This is a genomic window from Streptomyces sp. NBC_00094 (assembly GCF_026343125.1).
GTDB lineage: Bacteria > Actinomycetota > Actinomycetes > Streptomycetales > Streptomycetaceae > Streptomyces.
Genome location: NZ_JAPEMB010000001.1, coordinates 1,172,076 through 1,194,882, shown reverse-complemented (window position 1 = coordinate 1,194,882; position 22,807 = coordinate 1,172,076). Strand labels below are relative to the sequence as shown.

The window sequence follows — 22,807 nt, the reverse complement described above, 5'->3', positions numbered from 1 at the left end:
CCGGCCGCCCCGGCCTGATGAGGTGGGAGGGTGCACCGTCCCGTTCCTCTCCCTCCGCCGCTCGGGCAGATCGTCGCCCCGCGCGCCGAGCTCGACTCCTTCCTCACGCCGTCGCTCGCGGCGGTCCTGGCGGGTGCGCGCCGCAGAGCGCTCCGGGACGGGGACCGGCACATCGACACCGCGCACCTGCTGCACGCGCTCGTCGAGTCCGACCCGGACGTCGGTGCCGCCTTCGACGACGATCGCCGGCTCGCCCGCGTCCTCGGCTACCTCGCCCAGCGGTCCATCGGCTACGGTCTGCGCTGGCAGCGATCCGTCGAGGTCTCGAGTGCGCGACTGCTGCCCGCCGTACGTGAGGCCGAGCCGGCGGCTGGTGACGACCGGATCTTCGGCTGGTCGCCGTGTGCGGTCGTCGCCCTGGAAGGCGCGTTCCGGCGGGCCGCCGAGCGCGGAGCCGGGCATGGTGCCGAGCGCGGAGCCGGGCACGGAGCCGGGCATGGTGCCGAGCGTGTTCGGGGGCTCGATCTGTTCGCCGCCCTCGCCGCCGATTCCGAGAGTCGGGCCGTCGACGTGCTGCGGCGGGCCGGGGTCGATCCGGGCGCGCTCGTCGCCCGTGCCGAGGCGCGGATCGCGGGGCTGATCGACGCCCCCTTGAGGGGTGGGGCGGACGGCTCCGGGGAGCTGCCGTCTCAACAGGCGTAACGGGGGTTACGCACCTGACGGCGTCCTGTCATGATGGCCCGATGCACGCGTCTCAGGGGAGAAGCGCCGGCCTGGGACTTGCCCTGGCCTCGGCCTTCGCATTCGGTGGTTCAGGAGTGGCGGCCAAGCCGCTCATCGAGGCGGGACTCGATCCGCTGCACGTGGTGTGGCTGCGGGTCGCCGGCGCCGCGCTCGTCATGCTTCCGGTGGCCTGGCGCCACCGCGACCTCCTGCGCCGCAAACCCGCCCTCCTCCTGGGCTTCGGCCTGCTCGCCGTCGCCGGCGTCCAGGCCTTCTACTTCGCCTCGATCTCCCGCATCCCCGTCGGTGTCGCGCTGCTCATCGAGTACCTCGCCCCGGCCCTCGTCCTCGGCTGGGTCCGTTTCGTCCAGCGGCGGCCCGTCACCCGCGCCGCCGCCCTCGGCGTCGTCCTGGCCGTCGGCGGGCTCGCCTGTGTCGTCCAGGTCTGGTCCGGGCTGAGTTTCGACCTCGTCGGTCTGCTCCTGGCGCTCGCCGCCGCCTGCTGCCAGGTCGGCTACTTCGTCCTCTCCGACCAGGGCGCCGACGAGGCCGAGCAGGCCGATCCGCTCGGTGTCATCGCGTATGGACTGCTGATCGGCGCGCTCGTCCTCACCGTCGTGGCCCGGCCGTGGAACATGGACTGGGCGATCCTCGGCGGCAGTGCCGACATGGACGGCAGCAGTGTGCCCGCGTGGCTGCTGCTCGGCTGGATCGTCCTGATCGCCACCGTCCTCTCGTACGTCACCGGTGTCATCTCCGTGCGTCGGCTCTCCCCGCAGGTCGCGGGCGTCGTGGCCTGCCTGGAGGCCGTCGTGGCGACCGTCCTGGCCTGGGTCCTGCTCGGTGAGCACCTGGAGGCGCCGCAGATCCTCGGCGGCGCGCTGGTCCTGGTCGGGGCCTTCATCGCCCAGTCCTCGACGCCCAAGGCGCCGCCGTCCGGCCCCGTGGCCGGGTCCGGGGCGGAGCCGGAAGGTGTCGGGCGGGAAACGGAGTTGTCGGCCGGGCGGACCGGCGCCTAGGGTGCCGATCATGCACGCGACCGTACTTCCGCCGCCCGCCGCCTAGCGCGCGCGGCGACATCTCCTGACGAAGACCGGGCTCGGGTGGGCGACTCCTCGCCCCCGAGTGGTGCGTCGCTGTCCGCGCGCGGAGCCGAGCGACCCTCCTTCCCTCTCTTCCTCCACGGAGAAGTCACGTGTCGAACTCCTCGGGATCCGCCCTGTCCGTCGGGCGGAGCCTCGTCTATCTCATCGTCGCCGGGATCGCCTGGGGCACCGCCGGTGCCGCGGCCTCGCTGGTCTTCCGCGTCAGCGACATGGGCCCGCTGGCCCTCTCCTTCTGGCGCTGCGTCGGCGGGCTCGTCCTGCTGCTGGGTGCGCTGGCCCTGCGGCCCCGGCGCGCGGTCGCCCGTACCGCCGGGGAACCGCGTGGCCGACGTGCGGCCCGCATCCTCGGTACGGGGGTCGGGCTCACCGTCTTCCAGAGCGCCTACTTCGCCGCGGTCCAGGACACCGGTCTCGCCGTCGGCACCGTCGTCACCCTGGGTGCGGGGCCCGTCCTCATCGCCGTCGGCGCCCGGCTCACGATGGGCGAACACCTCGGTCGCGGCGGTCTCCTCGCGGCGGCGGGGGCGCTTGCCGGACTGGCCGTCCTCGTCCTGGGCGGCGGGGACGCGGAGGTGCGGCCGCTGGGCGTGACCCTCGCGGTCGTGTCCGCGGCCGGGTACGCGGCGATCACCCTGCTCACCCGGTGGCTCGGCCGTGACGGCGGCGGTACGGACGCCCTCGCGACGACCACGTGGGCCTTCGCCATCGGAGCGGTCGGGCTGCTGCCGCTCGCGGCCGCGGAGGGACTCGTCCCGCACACCGAATCGCCGGTACGGGTCGTACTCCTGCTCGTGTACGTGGCGGCCGTGCCGACCGCCCTCGCGTACGCGCTCTACTTCGCCGGGGCCGCCGTCGTCCGGGCCGCCACGGTCTCCGTGATCATGCTCCTGGAGCCGGTGAGCGCGGCCCTGATCGCCGTCTCCCTGCTGGGTGAGCACCTCACCGCCGCGATCGTCCTGGGGACGTCGCTGCTGCTCGCCGCCGTCATGGGCCTCGCCTTCGCCGAGGCCCGGACGGCGGTGGCGCACAAGCGGGAGACGGAGACGGAGGCGGAGTCGGAGAGGGGCGTGGGGGCGGTGGTCGGGTAGGGCGGGTGCGGGGCGCGTTTCCGGGTTGGGCGGCGACGGTCGGCCGGGCGGTCGCCCCCGCGCGTGGAGCAGGCCTCGTTGCCGTCAGTCCCTGGCGCCCCTGCGTAGCTGGTGGGTGCGGGCGGCGAGGTCGCCGGGGCCCGCGCGTTCCGCGAGGTGGGTGGCGATGCGGGCCTGGACCTCCTCCGGTTTGTTGCCCGCGTACTTGAACTTGGCCCGGACCTCGGTCACCTCCAGGTTCAGGACGCGGATGCCCGAGAGGAGGCGGCCGAAGGGAGCCTCGCCGGGGGTCGCCAGGGCAGTGGCCCCGTCCGGCTGGAAGTGGGCGACCTGGCGGTTGAGGAGCTCGGCCTTCTCCGCCGGGTCGTCGACCACGTGCGCCGTGCACCGGAGCTGGACGGCCGCGTAGTACGAGGTCGGGGTTCCGTGCTCGGGCGGCGTGCCCTCGGGGGCCGTCCACGGGCCGGGGGCGAAGACGTAGTCGTCGACGACGCTCAGCAGCACCGTCGGGTTCGCTTCGAGGGCTCGCCACAGCGGGTTCGGGCGGGCCAGGTGCGCCAGGACGCGGCCGTGCGGGCCGGCCTCGGGCTCGTACCGGAAGTGCATCGGCTGCACCGACGGCGGGTCTCCGGGCAGGCCGTTGACGGCGAGCTGGCCGAAGTCGTGCCGGGAGAGCCAGTCGCGCCACTCGCCCTCGTCGTGGGCGGCGTCCCAGGGATGGATCAGCATCGTGGATGCTCCCGTTCTCAGCGCGCGGCGAGGTAGTCGGGCAGGGCGACGGCAGGGTCCAGGTCGTCGGCCGGGACCGGGGTGCCGTGGACCGTGCGAACGGGGACCACGCCCGTCCAGTGCGGAAGGGTCAGGTCCTCGGCGTCGTCGTTGGGGCCGCCGGCGCGGACCTTCGCGGACACCTCGTCCAGGTCGAGTCGGATCACGGCGGTCGCGGCGAGCTCCTTGGCGTTCGCCGGGCGCGAGTCGCGGGAGCGGCCGGGGACGACGTGGTCGACGAGCGCGTCGAGGGCGATCCGCAGCTCCTCGGGGTCGGTGACCTGGTGCGCGGTGCCGTGGACGACGACCGAGCGGTAGTTGAGGGAGTGGTGGAACGCGGAGCGCGCCAGCACGAGGCCGTCGACGAGGGTCACGGTCAGGCAGACGGGGAGGCCGGGCGCCCGCACGCCGTCGCCCGCCGTGCGCAGGGGGCGCGAGCCGGTCGAGCCGTGGACGTAGAGCCGGTCGCCGACCCGGCCGAAGAGCGTCGGGAGCACGACCGGCGCGCCGTCGCGGACGAATCCGAGGTGGCAGACGGCGGTCTCGTCGAGTATCGAGTGGACCAGTGACCTGTCGTACGACGCGCGGTCGCGGTTGCGGGTGGGCACGGTCCGGTCGGTCGGCGCGTAGCTCTCGGCGGCGGCGGTCATGGCGAACTCCATTGCACTAGTGCATAATGATGTTTGTGCTAGGAGAGTATCGGATCGAAGGTCGACGCGCATCGGACATCGCCGCCAGCGTCGAGCGCGGTGTCGGCGCGGGCGCGTTGGAGCCCGGGCAGCATCTGCCGCCCATGCGGGAGTTGGCGCGCGAACTCGGGGTGAATCCCAACACGGTCGCCGCCGCCTACCGGACCCTGCGCGAGCGCGGGGTCATCGAGACGGACGGGCGGCGCGGCAGCCGGGTGCGGCCGCGGCCCGCCACGACCGCGCGCGGCTCGATCGGGGTGGAGGCCCCCGCGGGGGTCAGGGACGTGAGCAACGGAAGCCCCGACCCCGCGCTGCTGCCCCCGCTCGGAGAGGCCTTCGCGGAGGTCGCCCGGCGGTACGCCGAGCAGCCCGGCATGTACGGAGAGGCCCCCGTCGACGAGGAGTTCGGGCGGCTCGCGCGCGCCGCGTTCGACGCGGACGGCGTACCCGCCGGGCCGGTCGGCGTCGCCTCCGGCTGCCTCGACGCCATCGAGCGGGTGCTCGCCGCGCACCTCAGGCCGGGAGACGCCGTCGCCGTCGAGGACCCGGGCTGGGGCAGCCTCCTCGACCTCGTACCGGCGCTCGGGCTGAGGCCGGTGCCGGTCCGCGTCGACGACGAGGGGCCGCTGCCGGAGGAGGTCGAGCGCGCGATCCGGCAGGACGGGGCGCGCGCGGTGATCGTCACCGACCGGGCGCAGAACCCGACCGGTGCGTGCGTCACCGAGGAGCGGGCCCGGGATCTGCGGCGGGTCCTCGCCGCCCACCCCGACGTCCTCCTCGTCGAGGACGACCACGGGCACGGCATCGTCGAGCAGCCCCTCCACCCGCTCGCCGGGGTGAGCGGTCACTGGGTGCTGGTGCGCTCGGTCGCCAAGGCCTACGGCCCCGACCTGCGGATCGCCGCCTTCACCGGGGACGCGGAGACCGTCGACCGGGTCCTCGGCCGGCAGCGGCTCGGTCCCGGCTGGGTCAGCCGGCTGCTCCAGCGGACCGTCGCCCACCTCTGGGCCTCCGAGGCGGTGGACCCGGCCGTCGTCGCGCGGTCGTACGGGAGGCGGCGTGACGGTCTCGTCCGGGCGCTCGCCCGGCGCGGCATCGAGGCCCACGGGCGCGGCGGCATGAACGTCTGGGTGCCCGTCGCCGACGAGACGGGCGCGGTGGCGCGGCTCATGGCCGACGGGTGGGCGGTCGCGCCGGGGGCGCGGTTCCGGATGGACACGGGGCCGGCCGTCCGGCTCACCGTCTCCGGGCTCACCGCCGGGGACGTCGAGTCCCTGGCCGATGCCGTCGCCCGGGCGGCGGGCCGGGCGCCCGCGCGGAGTTACGGGTAGGGCGGGGGCGCGGTGCGGTGGAGGGCGCCGGCCGGTGCCCGCCGGAGGGTTCGGCGGCGGCTTCGGAGGGGGGTGTGGTCATCGGAGCGTGGTCATCGGGATGTGGTCAGAGGCGGGTTGCCGGTGGAGCGCGGGGCCGGGCTCGGGTGCGGGATGCGGTTCCGGGGCCTTCGTCCTCGGAGCCGTACGACGGGACGCGCGGGTCTGGGTGAGCGCGGCTCCGGCGAGGACGATCACCGCGCCCACCGGGGTGTTCCAGGCGAGCCCCTCGTCCAGGAGCGCCACGCCCGCCGCCGTGGCGATGACCGGGATGAAGTACGTGACCATGGCCGCCGTCGTCGGGCCGACCTCCGCCACGACCCCGTACTGGAGCAGCATCGCGTACCCGGTGCCGAGCGCGCCGAGCGCGATCACGGCGAGCAGCGGCACGACCTCCACCGACGTCGGCATCGAGGTGAACAGAGGGGTGACCACGGCGAGTTGGAGCGTCGCCAGGGCCACCTGCGAGCCGGCCAGCGAGAGGTGCGAGACGCCTGTGGCGCTCAGCGTCCTGCGGACGTAGATCCAGCCCACCGCGTAGCTGAACGAGGCCAGCAGGGCCAGCGCGGTGCCGGTCACGTCGAGGCCGGAGAAGCCCTGCCAGGCGCCGAGCACCGTGAGCACCCCCATGAAGCCGATGCCGAGGCCGGCGGCGCGGACCCGGGTCGGGCGGTCCTCGGAGAGTGCGACCAGCGAGAGCAGCATGCCCCACAGCGGGGTCGTCGCGTTGCAGATACCCGCCAGGGTCGAGGGGATCGTCAGCTCCGCGTACGCGAAGAGCGAGAACGGCAGCGCGTTGAGCAGGAAGGCCGCGACCGTCAGATGGCCCCAGACCCGGGCGCCGCGCGGCAGCCGGTCCCGCTTGACGACCAGGGCCGCGGCGAGCACCGCCGTACCGAACAGGAGCCGTCCGAACGTCACCTGGAAGGGCGCGAAGCCCTCCGTGCCGACCTTGATGAAGAGGAAGCTGAACCCCCAGATCAGGGCCAGCGCGCCGAAACGGACGCGCCAGTCGAGGAGACGGGCGCCGCGGGACGGACTGGGGGAGGGGAAGGGGGAGATGGAGACGGAGCGTGAGGCGGAGGGGGAGATGGAGACGGAGCGTGAGGCGGAGGCGGAGGCGGAGGCGGCGAGGGGCGGTGGCGTTGCGGGGCTCATGTGCTCAGCGTGGGGGCCACGATCTCTTAGGACAAGTGAGAATTCTTCGACCCCTTCCCTTAGTATCGCTTACATGTTGAATCTGGAGCGCCTCCGTACCCTCGACGCCGTCGCGCGGCACGGTTCGGTGAGCGGCGCCGCCGACGGGCTGCACGTCACCACCTCGGCCGTCTCCCAACAGCTCGCCAAACTGGAGCGCGAGGTGGGGCAGCAGCTGCTCGCCAAGAACGGCCGGGGGGTCCGGCTCACCGACGCCGGGCTGCTCCTCGCCGAGCACGCGGCCCGGATCCTCTCCCACGTCCAGCTCGCCCAGGCCGACATCGAGGCCCAGCGCGGCCAGGTGGTGGGCGAGGTGCGGCTCGCGGCCTTCCCCACGGCGGCCCGCGGGCTCTTCCCCGCCGCGCTCGCCTCCCTGCGCGCCGGCCATCCCGAACTCCGGGTCCGTACGACGGAGCTGGAGCCCGAGCCGGGCGTGCGCGCGGTGCTCCGCGGCGACGCGGACCTCGCCGTCGTCCTGGACTGGAGCAACAAGCGGGCGCCCGTGCCGGGCAGTCTGGAGCGGACCCATCTCCTCGACGACTCCGCGGACGTCGCGCTGCCCAGCGGGCACCGGCTGGCCGGGCGTGACTCGGTGGACCTGGAGGACTTCGCCGACGAGGAGTGGGTGTCCTGGCCGGAGGGCGAGTTCTGCCACGACTGGCTGATGTTCACGCTGCGCTCCCAGGGCATCGAGCCGCGCATCGGCCACCTGGCGGGAGAGCACCACACCCAGCTGGCGCTCGTCGCCGCCGGGCTCGGGGTGTGCGTGACGCCCCGCCTCGGCCGCCCGCTGCCGGACGGCGTCGTCTTCGTGCCCGTACGGCAGAAGATGCGGCGGCACATCTACGCCACCTGGCGCGCCGACGCCGGCCGGCGTCCCTCCGTACGGGCGGTCGTCGGGGCGCTGCGGGCGGCGGCCGTGCCGCTGGCGAGCTGACGTCGGAGGCCGGCGAGCTGATGTCGGAGGCCGCGTGCTGACGTCAGAGTCCGCGTGCTCACGTCGGAGGCCCGGCGAGGTGACGTATGGGACGCGAGGTGACGGCAGAGGTACGCGAGTTGGTGTCAGAGGCCGCGTGCCGGCGTCAGAGGCCCGCGAGCTTGCGGAAGTCCCAGGACGCGATGGCGTCCGGGGTCAGCCGGATCCAGGCGTGCCGGCCGTCGTGCGGCATCGCGTCCAGACCGAAGTTCTTGGCGGCGAAGAGCTGCTCCGGCGCGTCGAGTTCGGCGCAGGGTAGGCCGGTGCGCGGTGCCTCGCCGACGAAGACGGCCGTCCCCGAGAGCTCCACGCCCCGCAGCTCGCCGTACTCCTCGCCGTCGTCCACCACGACGGCGATCCGCCCGTCCGCGCACATCTCCGCCCAACGGCGGCTGCGCGTCAGCGAGTACAGCCACAGAGAGCTGCCGTCCCAGGCGAACCAGAGCGCGCTCACGTGCGGGCGCCCGTCGGCGGATACGGTCGCCACCCGGCAGGTGCGCTGTTCGGCGAGGAACGAGTCGAGCTCGGCCGGGGTCATCATGATCCGGCGTCCACGGCGCTGTGCGACGGTCATCGTCCGCACCCTTCTGGATTTCTGATGAGACGTCAGAAAGCATGGAGGGCCAACCGCGCGCAGGCAAGGGGAGACCATGGGTGAGAGTGCGAGAGAGCGGCTCGGGGAGTGGATCCGGCCGGACGGCGGAGTCGTGCTGCTCACCGTCGAGTGCCAGCGGGGCGTCGTCGGGCCGGAGAGCGCGCTGCCCGAACTCGCCGCCGTCGCCCGGGCGTCGGGCGCCCTGCGGAACGTGGCGCGGCTGGTGGCCGCCGCGCACGACGCCGACGTCCAGGTGATCCACGCGGTCGCCGAGCGGCGCCCCGACGGGCGCGGCGCGAACAGCAACGCGCGGCTCTTCCGCGCCGCCGCACGCCTGCCGGTGCAGCAGCACAGCGGGAGTACGGCGGTACGGATCGCCGAACCGATCCAGGTCGCGGACGAGGACCTCGTGGTGCGACGCCTTCACGGACTCTCGCCCCTCGCGGGCACGGACGTCGACGCGCTGCTCCGCAACCTCGGCTGCCGCACGCTGATCGTGACCGGCGTCTCCGCCAACGTGGCCATACCCAACGCGGTCTTCGACGCGGTCAACCTCGGCTACACGGTCGTCGTGCCCGGGGACGCCATCGCGGGGGTGCCGGCCGACTACACCCCCGCGATGATCCGTCACACCCTCGCGCTCGTCGCCACGATCACGACGACCGACGAGGTGCTGGGCTGCTGGAAGGCGCCCAGGCGTGCGGGGCGTTCAGGCCTCGCCGGGTCTGCCGGGTCTGCCGGGTCTGCCGGGTCTGCCGGGTCTGCCCGGTCCGCCGGGTCCGCGGGTCCCGCCGGGTCCGCCCGGTCTGCCCGGTCTGCCCGGTCCGCCCGGGGCGACGGGGGTCCCGTCAGCCGAGGCTGATCTCGTCGCCCACCACCTGGATCGGTGTCGGCGGCAGGGGGGCGGTGGCCGGGCCGGACTTCACGCTGCCGTCCGACACGTCGAAGTGGCTCTGGTGGCACGGGCAGACGATGACGCCGTTCTCCACGCCGCTGACGGCGCAGCCGGCGTGCGTGCACTTGGACGAGAAGGCCTTGAACTCGCCGGCCTTCGGCTGGGTGATCACCAGGTTCTGGCCGGCGAGGACCTTGCCGCCGCCCACCGGGATGTCCCCGGTCCTGGCGAGGGTCGCGCCCTCCTGCCCCTCCGCCTTGTCCTCCGTACCGCCGCCGCCGCAGGCCGCGAGCGCCGCCGTCAGGCCCGCGGCGCCCGCCGCCGCGACCACCGTCCTGCGTGCCACTCCGCTCATGTGCTGCCCCTCTTTCCCTCACGCGCTGGTGTGTTGGCACCCGACGGTACGGGTGTGACCTGTGCCCCGTTCACAGTTCCCGCCTTCGGGAGCCTTACAGTTCCGAGTAGAGTGTCGGAACTTGGACACCCTGCGATGGAAGTGTCAATCTCCGGTGACCTCGGAGCGCGACGCGGCCGGAACGGAGGCGACGCGCATGCTGACGAGGTCGGTCAGCGCCCACCACGTACGGGCCGCGCTGCTCGGCGGCGAACGGCGAGGAATCGCCGCCGCGCCGCTGCTCGCCCGGGCCGGGCTGCCCGCCGAGCTGCTCGGGGACGAGCAGGCGGCCAGGGTGCCGGCGGAACAGTTCGGGCGGCTCGTCAGGATGCTGTGGGCGCTCCTCGACGACGAGCTGATCGGCTTCGGTGGCGCGCCCAGCAAGGTCGGGACCTTCGCGATGATGGGTCATGTCGCCGTCCACGGCAGCCGTGACCTCCGCGAGGCGCTCCGGCGCAGTCAGACCTTCTACTCCCTCTTTCCGGCGGGGCCGCGCTTCCGGCTCGTCGAGCCGGGAGGCGGGCGTCGGCCGGACCCGTCCCGGCCCGGGGAGGCCGGTGGTCCGGAGGGCGCTGATCCGGAGAGCGGCGCTCCGGAGGGCGGGATCGACGAGGCCCGGATGGAGTTCGACGTCGCCGGATACGACGACCCTCTCCACTTCGGCGCGGAGTCCACCGTGCTCGTCGCCCACCGTTTCGCGGGCTGGCTCATCCGTCGCCGGATCGGCCTGCGACGCGTCGAGTTCGCCTACCCCGAGCCCCGGCACGCCCAGGAGTACGCCTTCCTGTTCGGGGCGCCCTGTGTCTTCGGCGCCGGCCGGACGGCGGCCGTCTTCGACCGCGCCGACCTCGACGAACCCGTCCTGCGGGACGCGGCGGCCCTCAAGGTCTTCCTGCGCCGCGCCCCGGTCGACGTCCTCGTCTGCGCGGACTACGGCAGGTCCGTGACCGGCCGCGTACGGCACCTGATCGGCAAGGCCCTGTCGGTGGAGCCGGTCCCGACACCCGAGCAGCTCGCCGACCGGTTGTCCTTCAGCCCGCAGACCCTCCGCCGCCGGCTCGCCGCCGAGGGGACCACGTACCAGCGGGTGCGTGACCAGGTGCGCCGCGATCACGCCATCGCCGCGCTCGCGGGCGGCCGGGTCTCCATCGAGCTGCTTTCGCGGCAGCTCGGATTCTCCGAACCCAGCGCGTTCCACCGGGCGTTCCGGCGTTGGACCGGGGAGACGCCCAGGGCGTACCAGGGCCGGGGCGGATGAGGGAGGGGACGGTGGAGGTGGCGTGCGGTTCCTGTGCGCGCGGTCAACAAGCGTGAGCGGTACGGTCACAGCCGCCGTCCGTCGCCGGGCCTACCGTCCCGCCATGACCGAAATCGACCCGTCCGGCGCCGCGCGGCCCCCGGACCCCGCCGACCGCCGATGAACGCGCGCCGGGCGGCCGGTGCCGTCCTCGGGACCGCCGTCCTGCTCTGCCTCCTCGCGGCGGTGGCCGTCACGTCCCTGAGCGTCCGCGTCGACGGCACCAGCATGACCCCCACCCTCCAGTCGGGGGACCGCGTCCTCGTCGCCCCGGGGTCGGCGGGCGAGGCGCGCCGCTTCGACGTCGTCCTCCTCCGGGTCACCGGCAAGGACGCGCTGCTCGTCAAGCGGGTGATCGGACTGCCCGGCGACCGGGTCGCCGTCGTCTCCACGCCGGACCGGCCCTTCGAGGTCCTCCTCCAGGAGCGCGGGAAGGGCCCCGTCCAGCGGGTGGTGGCACCGCAGTGGACGGCGCAGGCCCGGCGTACGGGCGCCTGCTGCGCGCCGGACGGCACCCGGTCGGCGCGGCCGGAGCTGCGGACCGTACCCGAGGGGGCCTTCTTCTACCTGGGCGACAACCCCGACCTGTCGGACGACTCACGGGTGTACGGCTGGGGCGACCTCGGTCGGGTGGAGGGGAGGGTCGGGCTGCGGGCCTTCCCCGTCTCCATCGCGCCCGGCCTCGGGAACCGGCCCGGTCTGGAGCGATGGCCCGGGCCCGGGCCGTAGGGGCAGCTGGGGCAGCTGTGGGGAGGACTTTCGCCCGGGGCAGGGCTTACGCGCGCGGTGCGAGGCTCTCGTGGCCGGTGCTCAGTGCGACCCGTACCACGGTGTCCGCGACGCGTCGGGCCGACTCCTCGGGCGAGGCCGTCGCCTGGACGATGTGGCTCGCGGTGAGCCGGACCGCCGCGTCCACCGCCAACTCGCGCGCGACCGGGTCCACTTCGGGCCAGGCCTCGGTGACGTACGCGTCGGCCATCGCCGTGGCGGTGGCGAAGGCCGCGGCGGACCGGGTGGTGAGGTAGGGGAGGAGCCCGTCGTCGCCGACGCTCGTCAGCATGGCCTTGATCAGCGGGTTCCGGCCGGCCAGCGTGAGCGTGAATCCGACGGTCGCCTCGACGGCGGCCCGCAGGTCGTCGCGGTGCGCGTCCAGTCCTTCCTGGATCCCGAGGAGGCAGCGCTCCAACTCGCGCTGGAACAGCGCCTCGCCGACCGCCTCCTTGGAGGGGAACTCCGAGTACAGCGTCTGCCGGCTGACGCCGACCGCGCCGGCGAGGTGCGCCATCCGGAGCTTGTCGAAGCCGCGCTCCGCCACCGCCTCGAACGCGGCGTCCAGCAGGCGTTCGCGCAGCAGCGTCCGGACCGTCTCCCTGAACCGTGCCATCGGCCCAGCCTAGTCCAGCGGGATTTCTCCCCAGGATTGTCCAGAGTGTTGACACATCCTCAGTAACTGTCCAATTCTCGAACAGGCAGCCGCAGAGTGTCATCCGTCTCCGACCATCCGGCCGCGGGACGCACGGCTGTGTTCACATCCCCACCCGCGCCGACGGCGCGGGACGACGGTTGGAGAGAGCACATGCAGGAAGAAGAGAACAGAGGCGTCACCCGCTGGCGCAGATCGGCGTTCCTGGCCCTGCCCGCGACCGCGGCCGTGGCGGCCATGGCGACGGCGATGGTCCAGGGCGCGCTCGCCGCGAACCTCTCGCTGACGAGCGTCCCGTTCACCCTCAGCTCGAAGACCGTCGCCGCGCCGCAGGGCATCGGCGCGGTCCTGCACACCATCGACGCCGGCGGGGCCAAGGGCGCCGCCGAGGTCGGCATCGCCAAGGCGGGACTCGACGGCATCTGCGTCCACGCCGTCCAGTCCGTCAACCTTCCGGTGATCGGCAGCCTCGGCACCTGGTCGCTCAACATCTCCTCACCGGCGGCGGCGACCCCGCTCACCAGCGACCAGCTCGTCGCGGGAGCCGGGCTCCAGGCGAACAAGCTGGTCCTCGACGCCCAGTCGCTCAAGGCGGCCACGGCCACGCTCAACGCGAGCGACACCACCCCGAACGTCATCGGCGCCGCCGCCGACGGCGCCGGGATCAAGGGCACCGGCATCAACGACGGCACCCCGGGCCAGTTCGGTCTGGACGCCACCGGCGGCCGGACCGACATCAAGAACCTCAACGCCGACGCCAACGGCGCCACGATCTCCGGCGCCCTCACCCTGCCCGACCTCGCCATCGCCGTCGCCCACGGCGACAAGCCCTGCTGAGCCCGACTCGACGCCGCCGGGGATCCGCGCCGCCGCACTCCCGCGAAGGACGCGGATCCCCGGCTCCTCCCGACCCGACCCACCCCCGACTGCGAGGGCCCTCATGACCACTGATCCGCCCTGCGAGCCGACCGGAGCCGCGGTTCCCGCCCCCGCCCCGCGCGGTGCGCGCCGGGCCTTCCGGCACTGGCGGCGTACCCGGCCCTTCTGGGCGGCCGTCTGGACCGGGGCCGGCGGCTTCGTCATCTTCTTCCTGCCGATGGCGCCGCTCGGCAAGATCCTCCAGGTCGGTGTCGGAGGCATCGCGGGCATGGCCGGCGGTGTCGTCCTGATGGCGATGGCGCTGCTCATCCTGCTGCTCCCCGGCCAGCGCCACACCGCGGGAGTCATCGCGGTGATCGCGGGAGTCGCCTCCTTCCCCCTGTCGAACCTCGGCGGCCTCCTCGTCGGCATGGTCCTCTCCGTCCTCGGCGGCTCCATGGCCTTCGCCTGGCTGCCCGAGAAGCCCGCCGGGCGGCGCGGCGGACTGCTCCGCCGTACGCGGCCGACCGGCGAGAGTCCCGTACCCCCCGTGTCCGTTGGGAGCGGATCCGTATGAATCGCATGACAGTCCGTCTCGGCCCGTCCCTCGGCCGGATACGTACGACCGGCACCCGCGCCGCCGCGGAATGGAACGCCCGGATGCTCGCCGAGGCGGCCGACGGTACCCGGCGCGGCACCCGCTGGGGGCGCGGCGCGTTCGCCCTCGTCCCCTCCGTGCTCGCCGTCGGGGTGCTGGGCACCGCCCTGGCGCAGGGCGCCCTCGCCGCCAACTTCAGCGTCACCGGGCAGCCCTTCACCCTCACCTCCAACGGGGTCGAGGGCTCCGGCTTCGGGGCCATCGTCAACACCCCGGCCGTCGGGCGCCCGGACGGCACCACGACCACGAACACGGCGATGGCACGGGTCGGTTTCGCGAGCGCCGGGCTCGCCGGGCTCTGCGGGATCGTCCACCAGACCATCGCGGGAGTCCCCTACTCGCTGCTCCTGACGGGCGGCCAGAAGGTGACGGCCACCCCGCCCGGCACGTTCACCACCGACATCGACGCGTCGAACCTCTACATCCAGGCCACGGAACTGCAGGCGTACGGACCCACCACCCTCCAGAACGCGGTGCTCGGCCAGTCCGCCGACCAGGTCACGGTGGCCGGAAAGCCGCTCACGGGCGCGCTGCCCGGTGGGTTCGGACTCGGCTCGGCGGGCGGTGAGGGCGGCAGCTCGATCACCCTGCACGGACTGAACGCGACGGCGTACGACGCCGAGATGGCGGGGGCGCTCGTGCTGCCGGACCTGAGGATCAGGGTCGTCGCGGGATCGGCCACGACGTGCTGAGCCGGGTGAAGGCCGCGTACGGATGGTTCCGGGCCTTCCGTCGGACCCGGCCGTTCTGGGGCGGGGCGTGGCTGGTCGCCGGCGGGTGGACCGTCCTCAAGTTCTCCCTCAGCTCACTCCAGTTGATCGTGAGCACCGGCTTCGGGGGAGTGGCCGGCTACCTCGTCGGCGGCGGGATGATCCTCTGCGGCCTGATCCCGATCGCGCTGCCCGCCCAGCGCTACACCTTCGGGCTCATCGGCACGGTCCTCGCGGTCGTCTCGCTCGTCGTCTCCAACCTCGGCGGGTTCCTCCTCGGGATGACGCTCGGAGTCCTCGGCGGCTCGATGCTGGTGGGCTGGGGCGCCAGGCGCCCGCGCCGCGGGGCGGTGGACGGCATGGTGTGCGGGGCAGTGGACAGGACGGCGGACAGGACGGTGGAAGGGTGACGCGCCGCGTGCGGTCCAAGCTCCTCGCCGTGACCACCGCCCTGCTGCTCGCCGTGGCCACGGCCGTCTGGTCCGGGCAGCCGAGCAGCGCCGCCGGCCGGGCGGCCGCCGCGGTCGAGCCGCTGGGCGTTCCCTTCCTGCCCGCCCCGGAACCGCTGCACGTGACCATCGCGAGCATGGTCGCCGTCTCGATGACCGTCGACAAGAACGTCACCATCCGGCTCTCCGACGGCACGACACGGACCACGACCCAGTACACCTTCACCAAGCTCAAGATCCGCTCGCACATGAACGTGACCCAGCGGGCGGCCGGGCACACCGTCACCATCGACGTGCCCGACGAGGGCTCCCTGGGCGGCTACGACAGCGCGGGGAATCCCGAGACGACGACGATGTGGGGGACCATCACCAACGTCTGCGTCCGGGTCCTCCTCAAGATCTGCGGGGTGCAGGGACTGCTCGACTTCTTCGGCTCCCTCATCCCGCTCACCGCCGGGGCCGAGGACTTCGTCGGGGACATCTACGCGATCCGTACGGTCGACGACCACGCCGCCCTCGACTCCACCGACAACCCCGTGCACCTCCCCGGGACCATCACGGTGACCACCCCATGAGCCCCGGCAGCCACCCTGCTCCGGAAGGGCGCACCCACTGGCGCCGCTCGCTCGCCGTCGCCGTGCCCGCGCTCCTGGCGGCGGCCGGTCTCGGCACCGCGATGGCCGGCGGCGCGCTGGCCGTCGGGCTCCGGATCCAGGACCGGCCCGTCGACTTCACCACCAGCAGCCTGTACGGGACGCAGTACGGTGCCGCCGTCGTCGACCAGGAGGTCGTACGGCCCGACGGCTCCGGCGCCACGGTGCGGGTGCTCCGCATGGGCTTCGCGGACGGCATGCTCAACGGCCTGTGCCTGAGCCAGCGGCAGACGATCGCGGGAGCCACGTACACGCTGATGCTCACCCTCGGCGACGACAACCCCGGCTCCTGGGAGATCCGGACGAAGAACACCGTCCTCGACCTGCGGAACGCCACCGGGGTCCTCGACATGGACGGCATCGTCGACCTCAACGTCAACGGCGCCGACGTGAAGACGGTCAAGGACGCCTCGGGGGCGTACGTCGCCAACCCGCTGAACAGTCCGCAGCACCGCTTCGGGATCCAGGCGCGCTACGCCAAGTTCGACCGGATCGTCGGCACCGCCCAGGACTTCCAGATCCCCGGCCTCCTCACCGCCCCGAAGCTCAAGCTCAGCGTGAAGCCCGGCACGGTCGCCTGCCCCGCGCCGCCCGCGCCCACCGGAACGCCCGGGACGCCGTGAGGCCGTGCCGGGGGTGCCGGGTGGGACGTGTGGGGTGGGACGCCGTGCCGGAGGGCCTGGATGTGCCGGATGCGCCGGATCGGGCGTGCCGGGTGGACGCCGTGCCGGGCGTGCTCCGTCAGGCTTCCGGCATGGTCATGGTGGCCACCGGGGCCGACGTCGGGCTCGGCGAGCCGCCGTCCGGTTCCACCGTGATGCCGATGCCGGCGGACCGGTTGGCCGGCCCCGCCAGGAGGGTCGTCGAGGTCTCCGCATCCGGATCCATCAGACCGGCCGGCCGCATCGTGCCCCCGTCGTCGTACCAGAGCTGGTAGACCTTGCCGGCCGGCGGCGTCGGCATCCCGGCCGCGGCGAAGACCGCCTGGTCGAGCGAGGGGGAGTGGACGAGCGTGCCCACGGCGCCGTCCGCGAGACGCGTGGTGGCGACCCGGGCGTCGGGCGCGGCGAGCACCGCGGCGACGGCCTCGGCCTGCGCCTCGGCCCGCGCCGCCCGGAGCCCGGCCTCCTCGGCGCGCCGGTACTCCAGACCCGCGACCCCGGCCAGCGCCACCACCCCGGCGAGCGAGGCGGCGAGCGCCCAGCGGGGCAGTCGGCGCAGGACGCCGCCCCCACGGGACGGGAGGCCGACGGGTGTGGTGACCGGGGGCAGCTGGCGGACGTCCGCGATCCGGCGCAAGACCTCGGCCCGTAGCGCCGGACCGGCGGGTTCGGCGACGGCGAGGCCGAGGCGGGCGGCGGTCTCCGAGAGTTCGCGGACCTCCTGGGCGCACGCGGCGCAGTGGAGGAGGTGCTCCTCGACGGCGTCCCGCTCCTCGACCGTGTCCAGGGCGTCGAGGACGTAGGCGCCGGTCAGCGTGTGCAGGTCGTCGGCGCTCACACTGTCACCCCCAGGCAGTCGCGGAGCCGGATGAGCCCGTCGCGCATCCGGGTCTTCACGGTCCCGAGTGGCAGCGAGAGGAGCTCGGCGACCTCGCGGTAGGTCAGACCGCGGTAGTAGGCGAGGGTGACGGACTGGCGCTGGCGCTCGGTGAGACCTCGCAGACAGCGCCGTACCCGCTCGCGGTCGAGACGGTTCTCCACCTCCTCCGTCACCTCGTCGTACGCGGGGGTGTGTTCGAGCAGCGCGACCCGTCGGGCCCGGTCCGACGCGGCCTGCTCGGAACGCACCCGGTCCACCGCGCGACGGTGGGCGAACGTGAGCGCCCAGTTCAGGACGGACCCCCGGTCCGGCCGGTAGCGGGCGGCGGACCGCCAGAGTTCGACCATCACCTCCTGGGCCACCTCCTCGGACTGCGCAGGATCCCGCAGTACGGAGCGGACCACGCCCAGGACGGGGCCGTTGACCTGGTCGAAGACGGCCGCGAAGGCGTCGCGGTCCCCGTGTGCGACCCGGGCCATCAGCGTGGGCAGGTCGCCGCCCCGGTCCGGGGCCGGACCGTCGCCGACGACGCGTGCGTACTCTCTCACCGGATGTGCCCTCCTGCGTGTCCTCGGGTGCCCCCCTCATTCGGCGCCGAGGACTCGGCGGATTGGTCGGTAGCGCCTCCTTCGCTTCGAACTCGGTCTCCGGGACCGTCTCCGTCTCCGTCCCCGTCTCCGTCTCCGTCCCTGTCTCCGTCTCGGTGTTCGTCTCCGTGGGTCGTGGGACGGCGGCTCAGGGCGCCGGGCCACCAGGCGGCCGGGCCGAGGTCCCGGACCAGGGCCGGGACGAGGAGCGAGCGGACCACCAGGGTGTCGAGCAGGACGCCGAAGGCGACGATGAAGGCGATCTGTACGAGGAACGCCAGCGGGATCACCCCGAGCGCGGCGAAGGTCGCGGCGAGCACCACGCCCGCCGACGTGATCACGCCGCCGGTGGCGGTCAGGCCGAGGCGGACCCCCTCGCGCACCCCGTGGCGCAGCGACTCCTCCCGTACCCGGGACATCAGGAAGATGTTGTAGTCGACGCCGAGCGCGACGAGGAACACGAAGCCGTACAGCGGCACGGAGGCGTCCGTGCCGGTGAAGCCGAGGACGTGCTCGAAGACGAGGGCGGAGACACCCAGGGTGGCGGCGAAGTTGAGCCCCACGGTGGCGACGAGCAGCAGCGGCAGGACGAGGGAGCGCAGCAGCGCCATCAGGATCACCAGGATGATCGCCAGGACCACCGGGACGATGAGCGCGCGGTCCCGCGCGGCGGTGCGCTGGGTGTCGTACTGCTGGGCGGTGGAGCCGCCGACCAGGGCGTCCGCCCCGGGGACGGCGTGGACGGCGGTACGGAGCCGGGCGAGGGTCTGCCGGGCCGCGTCGCTGTCGGCCGCGGTGGTGAGGGTGGCGTCGACGCGGACCCTGCCGTCGACGACGAGCGGTGCTCCGGGGGCCGGGCGGCCCGCGGCGTCCACGGGATACGCCGAGTCGACGCCCTCGACGTCCTGGGCGGCGGCGACCACTCCGGGGACCGCGCCGGCGTCGGCGATGATCACCGCGGGATTGCCGGCGCCGCCGGGGAAGTGGCGGCCGAGGGTCTCCTGAGCGGCGACGGAGGGCGCGTCGTTGACGAAGATCTCGTCGAAGGGGACGCCCCGGGAGTTCAGGGTGGGGGCGAAGGCGGCGCAGGCCAGGAGCCCGGCGAGGGTGACGGCCCAGACCTTGCGGGGGGCGCGGTCGACGAGGGCGGCGATCCGGTGCCAGACGGCCTGCCCGCCCTTCGGGGTGGCCGGGGTCGGGGTCGGGGTCTGGGTGGGGGTCTGCTTCGGGTCGGCCGGGGCCGAAGTCGGCTGCGCCTCGGTCGGCTGCGTCTCGGTCGGGGTCTGCTTCGGGCGGGCCGGCCAGTAGGCCGCGCGGCCGGTCAGGACCAGGGCCGCCGGGAGGAAGGTGAGCGTGCTGAGGACCGCGCAGACGATGCCGATGGCGCCTACGGGGCCGAGCGCCCGGTTGTTGGCCAGGTCGCTCACGAGCAGGGCGATCAGGGCGAGGGCGACGGTCGCGGCGCTCGCGACGATCGGTTCGAAGGAGCGGCGCAGAGCCCGGCTCATGGCGGCGTAACGGTCCGCGCCGGGTGAGGAGAGCTCCTCGCGGTACCGGGCCGCGAGGAGAAGCGCGTAGTCCGTCGCGGCGCCGATCACCAGGATGGACAGGATGCCCTGGACCTGGCCGTCGACCCTGAGGACGCCGGCGTCGGCGAGCACGTACACGACGGCGCAGGCCAGCCCGAGGGCGAAGACCGCACCCAGGATGATCATCAGGGGCAGCAGGACGCTCCGGTAGACGACCAGCAGGATGAGCAGCACGGCGGCCAGGGCGACGCCGAGCAGGAGCCCGTCGATTCCGGCGAAGGCGCCGGAGAGGTCGGCCTGGGTGGCGGCCGGTCCCGCGAGCGACACGGTCGCCCCCGGTACCGAGGCCGCCGCCTCCCGGATCGTGTCGAGCGTCGTCGGCAGGGCGTCGCCGAGCTCCGGCCGCAGCGGGACCACGGCGCGCAGCGCCAGACCGTCGTCGGAGGCCAGCGCCGGGGAGGGCGGGCCGGCGACGCCCGGGCGGTCCGCCAGCGGGGCGAGGGCCCGGGTCGCCCCGCTCGCCGCGCCGGCGTCCAGCGGCCCGCCGTCCCGCGCGGTCCACACCACGATCGCGGGCACGGTCCCGGAGGCGCGGAACGCCTTCTGCTCTTCGATGACGCGGGTGGATTCCGCGCCGCGCGGCAGGAAGGCCGCCTGGTCGTTGGTGGCGACCTCGCCGAGGCGTCCGGCGAAGGGGCCGAGCCCGCCGCCCACGGCCAGCCAGGCGACGAGGAGCGCCAGGGGCAGGAGGAGGCGGGTGCGGCGGAGGGAGCGTGGCATCGGGACTCCGAGTGATATCTCGACCATTAACTATCTCAATGATTGAGAGAGATTTGTATCATGGTGTTCTCGACGCCTCTTCGGTCAGGGTCGCGAGGTCGGATGCACCGTTTCAGCGACGCGGTACGCGCAGGGCTCCGAGCTCGTCGTTCAGCGTGTTCAGGAAGCGGAGGGCCACCGTGAGCTCCGCCGGGTCGAACTGCTCCCGTGCTCGCTCCGCCGCCTCCGCGAGCGGCAGGAAGTACCGCCTGGCCGCGGCCTTCGCGCCGTCCTCGTACCGCACGTGGACGACCCGGCGGTCCGCGCTCTCCCGGGACCTGCGGATGTGCCCGGCCTTCTCCAGCCGGTCGAGACAGGCCGTGACCGCCCCCGAGGTGAGCCCGAGATGCTCCCGGAGCCGGCCCGGCGTCAGCGGTTCGGGGCTGTCCAGGACCACGGCCAGCGCCTGCACGTCCGTCGGATGCAGCCCCTGCGCCTGGGCGAAGCCGTGCACCAGGCGATTGATCTCGCCCTGCGTCCGCCGCAGCGCGACGGCGAAGCTCTGCAGGTCAGCCGCCGTGCCCTGGGGGGCGGCGGGAGCGTCTCGGTCTTCTTCGCGGGCCACGCGTTCAGCCTATAGACATCGCTCCCACGCATCCGCCCGGGCCACGGGCGGAGAAGAATCCCATGAGGCACCCCCGCACAGGGGGTCCCCGGTCCCGGCAGTTCCCCCCCCGGTACGGAACGGAGCACACTCCATGGCGACTGACCCCCGGAGCACCTCCCGCGGTGCCCTCTGTCTGGTGACGGGTGCCGGCGGCTACATCGGCGGGCGGCTCGTGCCCGAACTCCTCGACGCCGGCCATCGCGTCCGCTGCCTCGCCCGCACCCCCGCCAACCTCCGGGACCATCCCTGGGCGGACCGGGCGGAGGTCTTCAAGGGGGACGTCACCGACGCGGCGACCCTGCGGCCCGCGTTCCGCGACGTGGAGGTGGCCTACTACCTGGTGCACTCCCTCGGATCCGGGCGCGACTTCGAGGAGACCGACCGGCGCGCGGCCCTGACCTTCGCCGAGGAAGCCCGCGCCGCCGGTGTGCGCCGCATCGTCTACCTGGGCGGACTCACCCCGGCGGACGTCCCCGAAAGGGAGCTCTCCCCGCACCTGCGCTCCCGCGCCGAGGTCGGCCGGATCCTGCTCGGCTCCGGCGTACCGACCACCGTGCTGCGGGCCGCCGTCGTCATCGGCTCCGGCTCCGCCTCCTTCGAGATGCTCCGCTACCTCACCGAACGGCTCCCCGTGATGGTGACGCCGAGCTGGGTCGGGACCCGTGTCCAGCCCATCGCCGTGCGCGACGTGCTCCGTTACCTCGTCGGCAGCGCGCACATGCCGGAGGACGTCAACCGCGCCTTCGACATCGGCGGCCCGGACGTCCTCACGTACCACGACATGATGATCCGTTACGCGAGGGTCGCCGGGCTGCCCCGGCGGCTCATCGTGCCCGTCCCGATGCTCACCCCGCGCCTGTCCAGCCAGTGGATCGGACTCGTGACCCCCGTGCCCGCGGCCCTGGCCCGCCCGCTCGCCGAGTCGCTGAAGTACGAGGTGGTCTGCGCCGAGCACGACATCGCCGCGTACGTCCCCGACCCGCCCGGCACCCCCGTCCCCTTCGACCGTGCCCTCGTCCTCGCCCTCCAGCGGGTGCGGGAGGCCCGGGTGACCACCCGCTGGTCCTCCGCCTCGCTGCCCGGAGCTCCCAGCGACCCGCTGCCCACCGACCCCGACTGGGCGGGCGGCAGTCTCTACACCGACGAGCGCGAGCGGGCCGTCGACGCCGACCCGTCGGCTCTGTGGCGAGTGGTCGAGGGCATCGGCGGGGAGAACGGCTGGTACTCGTTCCCGCTGGCCTGGGCCGTACGCGGCTGGCTCGACCGGCTCGGCGGCGGCGTCGGGCTGCGCCGGGGGCGGCGCGACGCCCAGCGCCTCAGGGTCGGTGACGCGCTCGACTTCTGGCGGGTCGAGGAGATCGAGCGGGGCGCCCTGCTCCGGCTGCGGGCCGAGATGAGACTTCCTGGCCTCGCCTGGCTGGAGATGCGGGTCGAGCGGGACGACACCGGGCGGACCCGCTACCGCCAGCGTGCGCTCTTCCACCCGCGGGGCCTCGCGGGACAGGTGTACTGGTGGAGCGTGGCGCCGTTCCACGCCGTCGTCTTCGGCGGCATGGCACGGAACATCGCGCGGACGGCCGAGCGGGCCGCCGGGGCGGGTGCGTCCTCGGCCCGTACGGCGGCCGCGGATGCGGCTCGTACGTCCTCCGCCGACGTGGACCGTTCCTCCTCCGCGGATGCGGCTCGTACGTCCTCCGCCGACGTGGACCGTCCCTCCTCCGCCGACGCGGGCCACTCGTCCTCCGACGACTCGGCGCGTGCGTCCACCACCCGATCGGATACGGACACCGGACCCCCGCATCCGTGAACCGGCGTGCCGGAGAAGGGGGCGGCACACACGCACAGCAGCCCACCGGGTGCCCGGCCCTCGCGGC

At 73.9% G+C, this 22,807-nt stretch carries 25 protein-coding genes; 15 read left to right on the top strand and 10 right to left on the bottom strand.

The features are described from left to right. The first annotated feature begins 30 nt into the window (after positions 1-30). The 3 genes from OG580_RS05040 to OG580_RS05030 all read left to right on the top strand — a co-directional run bounded on the left by OG580_RS05040 (position 31) and on the right by OG580_RS05030 (position 2,917). Positions 31-702, top strand: a complete 672-nt coding sequence (locus OG580_RS05040) for a Clp protease N-terminal domain-containing protein (RefSeq protein WP_267042434.1) — start codon at positions 31-33, stop codon at positions 700-702. Between the two features lie 41 nt (positions 703-743). Beyond that, complete coding sequence (locus OG580_RS05035) at positions 744-1,742, top strand: DMT family transporter (protein WP_267042433.1); 999 nt, start codon at positions 744-746, stop codon at positions 1,740-1,742. 176 nt (positions 1,743-1,918) lie between these two features. After that, positions 1,919-2,917 (top strand): DMT family transporter, encoded by a 999-nt coding sequence (locus OG580_RS05030; protein ID WP_267042432.1) that lies wholly within the window; start codon positions 1,919-1,921, stop codon positions 2,915-2,917. A gap of 84 nt (positions 2,918-3,001) precedes the next feature. Here OG580_RS05030 and OG580_RS05025 read toward each other — a convergent pair whose 3' ends face one another. Together OG580_RS05025 and OG580_RS05020 are read right to left on the bottom strand one after the other, a co-directional pair. Beyond that, positions 3,002-3,646 (bottom strand): FMN-binding negative transcriptional regulator, encoded by a 645-nt coding sequence (locus tag OG580_RS05025; RefSeq protein WP_267042431.1) that lies wholly within the window; start codon positions 3,644-3,646, stop codon positions 3,002-3,004. Positions 3,647-3,663: 17 nt separating this feature from the next. After that, a complete protein-coding gene (locus tag OG580_RS05020; RefSeq protein ID WP_267042430.1) occupies positions 3,664-4,335 on the bottom strand; it encodes a pyridoxamine 5'-phosphate oxidase family protein in 672 nt (223 codons plus the stop codon). 35 nt (positions 4,336-4,370) lie between these two features. On the opposite strand from OG580_RS05020, the gene OG580_RS05015 reads away from it, so the two are divergent. After that, positions 4,371-5,705, top strand: coding sequence for an aminotransferase class I/II-fold pyridoxal phosphate-dependent enzyme (locus OG580_RS05015; RefSeq protein ID WP_267042429.1), 1,335 nt, complete (start codon positions 4,371-4,373; stop codon positions 5,703-5,705). 78 nt (positions 5,706-5,783) lie between these two features. On the opposite strand, the gene OG580_RS05010 is transcribed toward OG580_RS05015, so the two are convergent. Further along, positions 5,784-6,902 (bottom strand): DMT family transporter, encoded by a 1,119-nt coding sequence (locus tag OG580_RS05010; RefSeq protein ID WP_267042428.1) that lies wholly within the window; start codon positions 6,900-6,902, stop codon positions 5,784-5,786. A gap of 73 nt (positions 6,903-6,975) precedes the next feature. On the opposite strand from OG580_RS05010, the gene OG580_RS05005 reads away from it, so the two are divergent. Further along, on the top strand, positions 6,976-7,878 hold the full coding sequence (locus OG580_RS05005) for a LysR family transcriptional regulator (RefSeq protein WP_267042427.1): 903 nt from the start codon (positions 6,976-6,978) through the stop codon (positions 7,876-7,878). Between the two features lie 145 nt (positions 7,879-8,023). On the opposite strand, the gene OG580_RS05000 is transcribed toward OG580_RS05005, so the two are convergent. After that, positions 8,024-8,491, bottom strand: a complete 468-nt coding sequence (locus OG580_RS05000) for a pyridoxamine 5'-phosphate oxidase family protein (RefSeq protein WP_267042426.1) — start codon at positions 8,489-8,491, stop codon at positions 8,024-8,026. 76 nt (positions 8,492-8,567) lie between these two features. On the opposite strand from OG580_RS05000, the gene OG580_RS04995 reads away from it, so the two are divergent. Next, complete coding sequence (locus OG580_RS04995) at positions 8,568-9,374, top strand: cysteine hydrolase (RefSeq protein WP_267042425.1); 807 nt, start codon at positions 8,568-8,570, stop codon at positions 9,372-9,374. Here the strand turns inward: OG580_RS04995 and OG580_RS04990 are convergent. After that, positions 9,361-9,762, bottom strand: a complete 402-nt coding sequence (locus OG580_RS04990; RefSeq protein WP_267042424.1) for a Rieske (2Fe-2S) protein — start codon at positions 9,760-9,762, stop codon at positions 9,361-9,363. The genes OG580_RS04995 and OG580_RS04990 overlap by 14 nt on opposite strands. Positions 9,763-9,958: 196 nt before the next feature. Between OG580_RS04990 and OG580_RS04985 the strand changes: the two genes are divergently transcribed. Together OG580_RS04985 and lepB are read left to right on the top strand one after the other, a co-directional pair. Beyond that, positions 9,959-11,059, top strand: a complete 1,101-nt coding sequence (locus OG580_RS04985; RefSeq protein WP_267042423.1) for an AraC family transcriptional regulator — start codon at positions 9,959-9,961, stop codon at positions 11,057-11,059. Between the two features lie 159 nt (positions 11,060-11,218). Then, on the top strand, positions 11,219-11,827 hold the full coding sequence (lepB, locus tag OG580_RS04980; protein WP_267042422.1) for a signal peptidase I: 609 nt from the start codon (positions 11,219-11,221) through the stop codon (positions 11,825-11,827). A gap of 46 nt (positions 11,828-11,873) precedes the next feature. Here lepB and OG580_RS04975 read toward each other — a convergent pair whose 3' ends face one another. Then, complete coding sequence (locus tag OG580_RS04975; protein WP_267042421.1) at positions 11,874-12,482, bottom strand: TetR/AcrR family transcriptional regulator; 609 nt, start codon at positions 12,480-12,482, stop codon at positions 11,874-11,876. A 192-nt stretch (positions 12,483-12,674) separates the two neighbouring features. On the opposite strand from OG580_RS04975, the gene OG580_RS04970 reads away from it, so the two are divergent. From OG580_RS04970 to OG580_RS04945, 6 genes are all read left to right on the top strand, one after another. Then, positions 12,675-13,358 carry a DUF6230 family protein gene (locus tag OG580_RS04970; RefSeq protein ID WP_267042420.1) on the top strand — a complete coding sequence of 228 codons (684 nt, stop codon included), beginning with the start codon at positions 12,675-12,677 and terminating at the stop codon, positions 13,356-13,358. Positions 13,359-13,461: 103 nt separating this feature from the next. Next, positions 13,462-13,956 (top strand): DUF6114 domain-containing protein, encoded by a 495-nt coding sequence (locus tag OG580_RS04965; protein ID WP_267042419.1) that lies wholly within the window; start codon positions 13,462-13,464, stop codon positions 13,954-13,956. 5 nt (positions 13,957-13,961) lie between these two features. After that, positions 13,962-14,729, top strand: coding sequence for a DUF6230 family protein (locus OG580_RS04960; protein WP_267042418.1), 768 nt, complete (start codon positions 13,962-13,964; stop codon positions 14,727-14,729). Further along, the gene (locus tag OG580_RS04955; protein ID WP_267042417.1) at positions 14,723-15,157 is read left to right on the top strand and encodes a DUF6114 domain-containing protein; all 435 of its coding nucleotides are present in this window, start codon (positions 14,723-14,725) and stop codon (positions 15,155-15,157) included. Before OG580_RS04960 ends, OG580_RS04955 begins: the two co-directional genes overlap by 7 nt. Next, positions 15,154-15,771: a hypothetical protein gene (locus tag OG580_RS04950; protein WP_267042416.1), complete on the top strand. Its 618-nt coding sequence runs from the start codon at positions 15,154-15,156 to the stop codon at positions 15,769-15,771. Before OG580_RS04955 ends, OG580_RS04950 begins: the two co-directional genes overlap by 4 nt. Continuing rightward, positions 15,768-16,472 (top strand): DUF6230 family protein, encoded by a 705-nt coding sequence (locus tag OG580_RS04945; RefSeq protein ID WP_267042415.1) that lies wholly within the window; start codon positions 15,768-15,770, stop codon positions 16,470-16,472. The genes OG580_RS04950 and OG580_RS04945 overlap by 4 nt, the downstream gene beginning before the upstream one ends. A gap of 118 nt (positions 16,473-16,590) precedes the next feature. On the opposite strand, the gene OG580_RS04940 is transcribed toward OG580_RS04945, so the two are convergent. From OG580_RS04940 to OG580_RS04925, 4 genes are all read right to left on the bottom strand, one after another. Further along, on the bottom strand, positions 16,591-17,349 hold the full coding sequence (locus tag OG580_RS04940) for an anti-sigma factor (RefSeq protein WP_267042414.1): 759 nt from the start codon (positions 17,347-17,349) through the stop codon (positions 16,591-16,593). Beyond that, the gene (gene sigK, locus OG580_RS04935) at positions 17,346-17,882 is read right to left on the bottom strand and encodes an ECF RNA polymerase sigma factor SigK (RefSeq protein WP_267047899.1); all 537 of its coding nucleotides are present in this window, start codon (positions 17,880-17,882) and stop codon (positions 17,346-17,348) included. The genes OG580_RS04940 and sigK overlap by 4 nt, the downstream gene beginning before the upstream one ends. Before the next feature lie 53 nt (positions 17,883-17,935). Further along, complete coding sequence (locus OG580_RS04930) at positions 17,936-20,287, bottom strand: MMPL family transporter (RefSeq protein WP_267042413.1); 2,352 nt, start codon at positions 20,285-20,287, stop codon at positions 17,936-17,938. Positions 20,288-20,399: 112 nt separating this feature from the next. Continuing rightward, a complete protein-coding gene (locus OG580_RS04925; protein WP_267042412.1) occupies positions 20,400-20,891 on the bottom strand; it encodes a MarR family winged helix-turn-helix transcriptional regulator in 492 nt (163 codons plus the stop codon). Between the two features lie 133 nt (positions 20,892-21,024). Here OG580_RS04925 and OG580_RS04920 point away from each other — a divergent pair, with 133 nt between their 5' ends. Then, on the top strand, positions 21,025-22,740 hold the full coding sequence (locus OG580_RS04920) for an SDR family oxidoreductase (protein WP_267042411.1): 1,716 nt from the start codon (positions 21,025-21,027) through the stop codon (positions 22,738-22,740). Positions 22,741-22,807 lie beyond the last annotated feature (67 nt).

What these genes read in the sequence shown, in the direction of transcription:
- OG580_RS05035 (WP_267042433.1), top strand. Translation starts at nt 744, where the DNA reads ATGCACGCGTCTCAGGGGAGAAGCGCCGGCCTGGGACTTGCCCTGGCC.
- OG580_RS05025 (WP_267042431.1), bottom strand. Translation starts at nt 3,646, where the DNA reads ATGCTGATCCATCCCTGGGACGCCGCCCACGACGAGGGCGAGTGGCGC.
- OG580_RS05020 (WP_267042430.1), bottom strand. Translation starts at nt 4,335, where the DNA reads ATGACCGCCGCCGCCGAGAGCTACGCGCCGACCGACCGGACCGTGCCC.
- OG580_RS05010 (WP_267042428.1), bottom strand. Translation starts at nt 6,902, where the DNA reads ATGAGCCCCGCAACGCCACCGCCCCTCGCCGCCTCCGCCTCCGCCTCC.
- OG580_RS05005 (WP_267042427.1), top strand. Translation starts at nt 6,976, where the DNA reads ATGTTGAATCTGGAGCGCCTCCGTACCCTCGACGCCGTCGCGCGGCAC.
- OG580_RS05000 (WP_267042426.1), bottom strand. Translation starts at nt 8,491, where the DNA reads ATGACCGTCGCACAGCGCCGTGGACGCCGGATCATGATGACCCCGGCC.
- OG580_RS04995 (WP_267042425.1), top strand. Translation starts at nt 8,568, where the DNA reads ATGGGTGAGAGTGCGAGAGAGCGGCTCGGGGAGTGGATCCGGCCGGAC.
- OG580_RS04990 (WP_267042424.1), bottom strand. Translation starts at nt 9,762, where the DNA reads ATGAGCGGAGTGGCACGCAGGACGGTGGTCGCGGCGGCGGGCGCCGCG.
- OG580_RS04985 (WP_267042423.1), top strand. Translation starts at nt 9,959, where the DNA reads ATGCTGACGAGGTCGGTCAGCGCCCACCACGTACGGGCCGCGCTGCTC.
- lepB (WP_267042422.1), top strand. Translation starts at nt 11,219, where the DNA reads ATGAACGCGCGCCGGGCGGCCGGTGCCGTCCTCGGGACCGCCGTCCTG.
- OG580_RS04975 (WP_267042421.1), bottom strand. Translation starts at nt 12,482, where the DNA reads ATGGCACGGTTCAGGGAGACGGTCCGGACGCTGCTGCGCGAACGCCTG.
- OG580_RS04970 (WP_267042420.1), top strand. Translation starts at nt 12,675, where the DNA reads ATGCAGGAAGAAGAGAACAGAGGCGTCACCCGCTGGCGCAGATCGGCG.
- OG580_RS04965 (WP_267042419.1), top strand. Translation starts at nt 13,462, where the DNA reads ATGACCACTGATCCGCCCTGCGAGCCGACCGGAGCCGCGGTTCCCGCC.
- OG580_RS04960 (WP_267042418.1), top strand. Translation starts at nt 13,962, where the DNA reads ATGACAGTCCGTCTCGGCCCGTCCCTCGGCCGGATACGTACGACCGGC.
- OG580_RS04945 (WP_267042415.1), top strand. Translation starts at nt 15,768, where the DNA reads ATGAGCCCCGGCAGCCACCCTGCTCCGGAAGGGCGCACCCACTGGCGC.
- OG580_RS04930 (WP_267042413.1), bottom strand. Translation starts at nt 20,287, where the DNA reads ATGCCACGCTCCCTCCGCCGCACCCGCCTCCTCCTGCCCCTGGCGCTC.
- OG580_RS04920 (WP_267042411.1), top strand. Translation starts at nt 21,025, where the DNA reads ATGGCGACTGACCCCCGGAGCACCTCCCGCGGTGCCCTCTGTCTGGTG.